The sequence below is a fragment of the Massiliimicrobium timonense genome (genome assembly GCF_002160865.1).
GTDB lineage: Bacteria > Bacillota_I > Bacilli_A > Erysipelotrichales > Coprobacillaceae > Allocoprobacillus.
Genome location: NZ_NFLJ01000069.1, coordinates 1 through 5,815, shown reverse-complemented (window position 1 = coordinate 5,815; position 5,815 = coordinate 1). Strand labels below are relative to the sequence as shown.

Annotated in this window: 7 protein-coding genes; 1 reads left to right on the top strand and 6 read right to left on the bottom strand. The window is 31.7% G+C overall.

What is annotated here, in order from left to right; all coding sequences use genetic code 11:
• Positions 1–111: 111 nt before the first annotated feature.
• From B5E75_RS13895 to B5E75_RS13875, 5 genes are all read right to left on the bottom strand, one after another.
• Positions 112–1,152 (bottom strand): tyrosine-type recombinase/integrase, encoded by a 1,041-nt coding sequence (locus tag B5E75_RS13895; RefSeq protein WP_087303179.1) that lies wholly within the window; start codon positions 1,150–1,152, stop codon positions 112–114.
• Positions 1,149–2,108, bottom strand: a complete 960-nt coding sequence (locus B5E75_RS13890) for a tyrosine-type recombinase/integrase (protein ID WP_087372791.1) — start codon at positions 2,106–2,108, stop codon at positions 1,149–1,151. Before B5E75_RS13890 ends, B5E75_RS13895 begins: the two co-directional genes overlap by 4 nt.
• A complete protein-coding gene (locus B5E75_RS14990) occupies positions 2,083–2,277 on the bottom strand; it encodes a hypothetical protein (protein WP_087360486.1) in 195 nt (64 codons plus the stop codon). The genes B5E75_RS13890 and B5E75_RS14990 overlap by 26 nt, the downstream gene beginning before the upstream one ends.
• A 44-nt stretch (positions 2,278–2,321) precedes the next feature.
• Entirely contained in the window at positions 2,322–3,335 is a 1,014-nt protein-coding gene (locus B5E75_RS14985) for a tyrosine-type recombinase/integrase (protein ID WP_087360483.1), read from the bottom strand.
• Positions 3,336–3,459: 124 nt separating this feature from the next.
• Entirely contained in the window at positions 3,460–3,597 is a 138-nt protein-coding gene (locus B5E75_RS13875; RefSeq protein WP_087360480.1) for a helix-turn-helix domain-containing protein, read from the bottom strand.
• A gap of 173 nt (positions 3,598–3,770) precedes the next feature.
• Between B5E75_RS13875 and B5E75_RS13870 the strand changes: the two genes are divergently transcribed.
• The gene (locus tag B5E75_RS13870; protein ID WP_087360477.1) at positions 3,771–4,874 is read left to right on the top strand and encodes a DUF362 domain-containing protein; all 1,104 of its coding nucleotides are present in this window, start codon (positions 3,771–3,773) and stop codon (positions 4,872–4,874) included.
• 75 nt (positions 4,875–4,949) lie between these two features.
• Here B5E75_RS13870 and B5E75_RS13865 read toward each other — a convergent pair whose 3' ends face one another.
• Complete coding sequence (locus B5E75_RS13865; protein WP_087360474.1) at positions 4,950–5,798, bottom strand: Rpn family recombination-promoting nuclease/putative transposase; 849 nt, start codon at positions 5,796–5,798, stop codon at positions 4,950–4,952.
• Positions 5,799–5,815: the final 17 nt, after the last annotated feature.

Below are 5,815 nucleotides of genomic sequence, written 5' to 3'. Positions count from 1 at the left end.
AAACTGATATCCCGACTTTCTAAAGATTCCGATAAATAAAAACATAAGACCAACTATCTTTGATGATAATTGGTCTTTTTTGATGTGAACTGATTAAAATGTCGGAATCTTTTATAGACCAAACATTGCCTTTATTATCGCTTCTTTTGAGTATTTAGCTTCTTCTTCGATGTACAGCATATCCTTTCCATTCATTGCTTTATCAATTGCTTTCCTCTTCATCTCTGTATCTGCATATGCATAAATTAATGTTGTTTCCAAATTAGAATGTCCTAGCCATTGACTGATTAGGCTTAGCGAAACTCCATTTTTGTATAGATGCATCGCTCTTGTATGTCTAAACAAATGAGGATGGAGATGAGGAATTTCAAATCCCAGAGTTCTTAATTCGTTTTCATATTTAGATAAAATTCTATCAACATTATCCGCTGACATCTTATGCTTGAAACCATTATAATTCGTTGAAAATAAATATTGTTCATTATCAATTATCTTTTCTTCTTGGAGATATGTTTTTAATATTTTTGTAGCTTGTTTACTTAGTGGAGTCGCACGATATTTTCTTCCTTTACCAAGAATCTTTATATCACAAACATCTTTATTGAACCTTAGATCTTTCAATTTAAGACTTAGTAATTCATCACAACGACAACCAGTATCATATAATATAGTCATAAGACAACAATCTCTTCTACCTTTTCTCTTATTTATATTTGGTTGGGAAAGAATAGCATGAACTTGTTTTATTGATAGTTCTTCTTTCAATTGATTTTTTTCTGTTTTCATTGGAGTGATGTCCTGTATTTTTGAATAATTCAAAGGATCTATATGACCGTTTTTACATAAATATCCACAGAAAGTTTTTAATTCGCTCAATCGCTTATTGATTGTCGTATTTTTATTATTGTTACTTTCGTTTAGCCACTTCATGAATAATATGATATTTTCAGAAGAAAAATCATCAACTGTAATTTTCCAAATCTCTTTATCTCTTTCGCTTTTTAGAAATTTAAAATATACGCTGAACATATCTTTATAAGATTTAATTGTATTCGGTTGTCGTCTTTTATATTCAATCAGATAGGTGTTCAAAAAAGTGTTGCATTCTTGAGCTATTAGTCTGGTCGCTTTACTTATTTTTAGTTTGCTCATATATCATAGCCCCATTTCGGATAGATTGATTCAAAAAGATCACAATCAATCTTAGCCGCCTTTCTTAAATGTTCAGGTAGCAAATGTATATAATAGAGCGTATGCCTGATATCTGTATGGCCCATATAGACTGATAGATATGGTAAAAGCATCGTGATGTCTTCGCTATTATTTATCCATTTTATCAAATTTTCAGTAGCAAACATGTGCCTGAAGCAATAAGATCTAAAATTTGGCTTATTAAATCCGGTTTTCTTTTTAAAATGCTTGATACAATAATATAAATCATCTGATGTATATCTTTTTCCATCTGGCTTATCAAAAAAATAATCATGATATAGCGATACGTGGAGATTCATATAACGATGACAAAGATCAAGCATATCTGAAGACATGATGATATGCCTGTCTCTATATGATTTTGTTTTTCTTATATAAATATCGCCAAAAGCAAGATCAACATCGATAGTCTTCAGATTCAATACTTCCTGAGGTCTCATACCACAACAATACATCATTCTGTATAAAATTGGAAAAACAACTTTTCTATTAGCTCTTCGTTCATACAGATCTTTATCACTATAGGAATCAAGATGATCGAAGAACATCTTAAGCTCCTTATCATTTAAAAGATAGGGTATGAATTCAGTCCTTTTTTTCCAATAAGTATAATCTTTATCAGGAATATAAGCTTTACGTCCTGTTTGATTGATGTATTTAGAAAATGTACGTATTTCAGCAATAGCATTTGCATATGTGTTATGATTATTATGAGGGTGAAGTTTCAAGTATTCTTGTAGCATTTCTTCGGTAACTTCCTCCTCGTTCCCATAGTTTGAATAAAGAAATTGAGCATATCTTTTTGCATAATTCATAGCATAGCCTGCATATCCTGTACCTATTCGAAATTTAATGAATGATTCAAAATCATCAAGGATCATCTTGTTTGTCTTCAAAATAGACACCTCCTTCAATTTGAATTTTTTGAAAATCCAAGGCACATTTCATCACTTTAAATCTATCATAGGACATATAGCGATCATCACTAGAAAAGGAAGTATGTCCCAGCATCTGAGAAGCAGTTTTAGAATCAACATTACTGTTTACGAGCTTGGTTGCAAACATTCTCCTTATGGAATGAAGTCCTTGATATTTTTTCACTTCTACATTCAAGATTTTTTTGAATAATCTTGAATTTGTTTAGTTATAGTAGCATGATTCTTCATAAGGCGAATAGGTGATGTCAAGGTCATAAAAATATAATCATTATCCTGTGAATCAATAGGTTTTTTTCGATAATTGATGATATATTTTCCTAACAGGTTTAGAGCTTTATTGGGAATTGGTAAAACCACAGGAATTTGAGTTTTTAATTGTGTAAACATCAGGAGTTGTCTATCCCAGTCAATATTCTGAAATTTTAAATTAACAGCATCGCATCCTCTTATGCCTGTAAAAGCAGTCAAGCCAACAAAAGCAGCAAAGCGTGAACCGCTAGCACTATTAAGATTCAAAGCATATTCGATCAATTTAGAAATCTGGTCAGGATCAAAAGGTTCAATTAAACTTTCGTTTCTTCTAGCTTTTATATGTTCAAGATTTAAATTTAAGTGAGCTATTTCACAGGATTTAAGATATCTGGTAATCAGATCCAAAGCTTTAATAAAATATCTGATATCTTTGTGCGTCTGCTTATAATCAAAAATGATCTGAATTATTATTTCATCAGTTAAAGATTCTAATACGATATTCTTTTCTTCCAAATAGCAAAAAAACTTTCTTAAAGAAGCAATAATATATTGGCTAACATTGATCGAAGATGATTGAGCAAATGTACAAATTTTTTCAATCATTAAAAGATTTTCTTCACTGGGATTATATTTATATAGGGATTTTCGTCTATAATGACTCTTCGGCTCTAATCCTTTAGAAATATCCAACAATATCCTGAGCCATCTTATTCTCGAATTAAATGTGGAGCGAGATAATTGAGAGTTTTCATACATAGATGTATACTCATCAATAAGATGAATAATGATTTTAGAATCAAATTCCTTTTTATCAGTAAATAATGGAAGTAACTTATTTTTGTAGAATAATTTAGATGTATATATCCATTTTTCTGAAAATTGATCCTTTTCTATAAAAGCCATAGCCCTATCAACAACCTCATCTATCGTCATAATTTCACCTCCTTTCTACTATCATTTTAACAAAAAAAGATTCCGACATTTTAATCGGTTCATATCAAAAAAGACCAATTATCATCAAAGATAGTTGGTCTTATGTTTTTATTTATCGGAATCTTTAGAAAGTCGGGATATCCGTTTCCCATTTTGAAACAGCTTTATTTGTGATGAGTAAAGCATCTGCTAATTGTTTTTGTGTCATTCCTTTTGCTTTACGTTTATAAGCTATATATTGTCCAATTTTTTGACTATCCATTTTTATTCCTCCCATCTTTCATTATCCTATTTCTTAACAAAATAACAACCAGTCAACGAGAGATTGACTCTCCTATGAGTAGAATTATAACATGTTTTTCATAATTTGATGATTATCTTCCATTTTTTTGAAAAAAGAGTAAAATAAAAAAGAGTATTGAGGAGGATAAATAGATGGAAAAATCAAAAGTTTATTATTGTGATATGCATACAGGGAGAATGAATTTGCCTGAAAAGTTAAAATATTTAATGAAAAAAGCTGGTTTTGAAAATATTGATTTTGAGGATAAATATGCTGCAATCAAGATTCACTTTGGTGAACCTGGTAATTTGGCTTATTTAAGACCTAACTGGGCTAAAGTTGTTTGTGATTATGTCAAAGAATTAGGTGGAAAAGCTTTTTTAACAGACTGTAATACTTTATATGTTGGTGGTAGAAAAAATGCTTTAGACCATTTAGATAGTGCATATACTAATGGATATAATCCTTTTCAAACAGGTGTGCATACGATTATTGCTGATGGATTAAAAGGAACTGATGAAGCTTTAGTTCCTGTTAATGGAGAATATGTAAAAGAAGCAAAAATTGGTCAAGCTATTATGGATGCTGATATTATTATTTCTTTAAATCATTTTAAAGGTCATGAATTAACTGGTTTTGGTGGTGCTTTAAAAAACATTGGTATGGGATGTGGTTCTCGTGCTGGTAAAATGGAAATGCATAGTGCTGGTAAACCAACTGTTCATCAGGAATTATGTATTGGATGTGGACAGTGTATTAAAATTTGTGCTCATGATGCTCCTAAGATTACAGACGGAAAAGCAAAAATTGATCATAATAAATGTGTCGGTTGTGGAAGATGTATTGGTGTATGTCCTAAAGATGCGATTAAAGCAAGTATGGATGAAGCTAATGATATTTTAAATTATAAGATTGCTGAATATACAAAAGCTGTTGTTGATGGTAGACCATGTTTCCATATTTCTCTTGTGATTGATGTATCTCCATATTGTGATTGTCATGCTGAAAACGATATTGCGATTGTTCCTGATGTTGGTATGTTTGCATCATTTGATCCTGTGGCTTTAGATCAGGCATGTGCTGATGCTGTTAATAAACAACCAGCTATTAAAAATAGCTTATTAGACAAGCATGGACATACTCATCATGATCATTTCACTGATGTTTCACCTGAAACAAACTGGAAATCATGCCTTGAACATGCTGAAAAAATTGGACTTGGAACACGAGAATATGAACTTATTGAAATTAAATAATTCTTTTTATCAGATGTGCTCAAAATACCTTTAAATTCTAAAAGGCATCATACGCTTATGTATGATGCCTTTTGCTTATAACCATTTTAATACATCTTCTTCGTTATGTATTTCAAATATATGGATAATAATACTATCAAGCGTTTCTTCTTTACTATTAACAATCTTCATCTCTAAATCTGGTGTGAGTTTGCCTAATAGTTTTTCTAACAATTTCAAAACAACACTTAATTTTCCTTTTTTCTCTGCATCTTTCCAGAATGAATACATTTCCACCGTTCCTTCTTCTCCTTTCATTTTTTTCAGTATGTCTTCTCTCCCTGTCAATGTTGCCAATACTCTGGCTACGGCTTTTGTAATGATCATCTTCTTTAATCCTTCTTCATCTTTTCTCCATATTGTCTTTAATCCACTGATGACCTTTTTATTGTCTTCATTTTTCAGCAGGTTTTCATCCATCTCCTTCATGTCTACTACCCTCATCTTCCAGTCATTCTGTTTTCTCTTGATTTCCTCTGGTCCTTTGACTCTTTCCAGCAATGATGTCACGGCATTCCATTTCCCTTCGCCATGAAACAATACGACACTCATCACTGGCATCAGCATATGATTCTTGAATCGCTTGTCCTGCATGTTGTAGACCAGTGCATCATAAAGCAGTGTTCTTGATGCCATTGTAAAGTCAACACAGCTTTGAGCTTCAAGAATCAAGATAGCTTGAAAATCCTTTCTTTCCCACATCATGATGACATCATGGGTGCGTTCCTTAGAAAGAAAGTCACCAATAAATATCTCTCTGGAATCAAGAGGGTGAAGGTCACAGGGATGGATGATAGCATGACCATCAAAGAAAAGAGCATTCATGAAGTCAGCAAAACGCATAGGATAAGAGAAGAAATCCTTTAACACATGATCTTTTTTCATCAACGAATCCCTCCTAT

What these genes read in the sequence shown, in the direction of transcription:
- B5E75_RS13895 (WP_087303179.1), bottom strand. Translation starts at nt 1,152, where the DNA reads ATGAGCAAACTAAAAATAAGTAAAGCGACCAGACTAATAGCTCAAGAA.
- B5E75_RS14990 (WP_087360486.1), bottom strand. Translation starts at nt 2,277, where the DNA reads ATGTTTGCAACCAAGCTCGTAAACAGTAATGTTGATTCTAAAACTGCT.
- B5E75_RS14985 (WP_087360483.1), bottom strand. Translation starts at nt 3,335, where the DNA reads ATGACGATAGATGAGGTTGTTGATAGGGCTATGGCTTTTATAGAAAAG.
- B5E75_RS13875 (WP_087360480.1), bottom strand. Translation starts at nt 3,597, where the DNA reads ATGGATAGTCAAAAAATTGGACAATATATAGCTTATAAACGTAAAGCA.
- B5E75_RS13870 (WP_087360477.1), top strand. Translation starts at nt 3,771, where the DNA reads ATGGAAAAATCAAAAGTTTATTATTGTGATATGCATACAGGGAGAATG.
- B5E75_RS13865 (WP_087360474.1), bottom strand. Translation starts at nt 5,798, where the DNA reads ATGAAAAAAGATCATGTGTTAAAGGATTTCTTCTCTTATCCTATGCGT.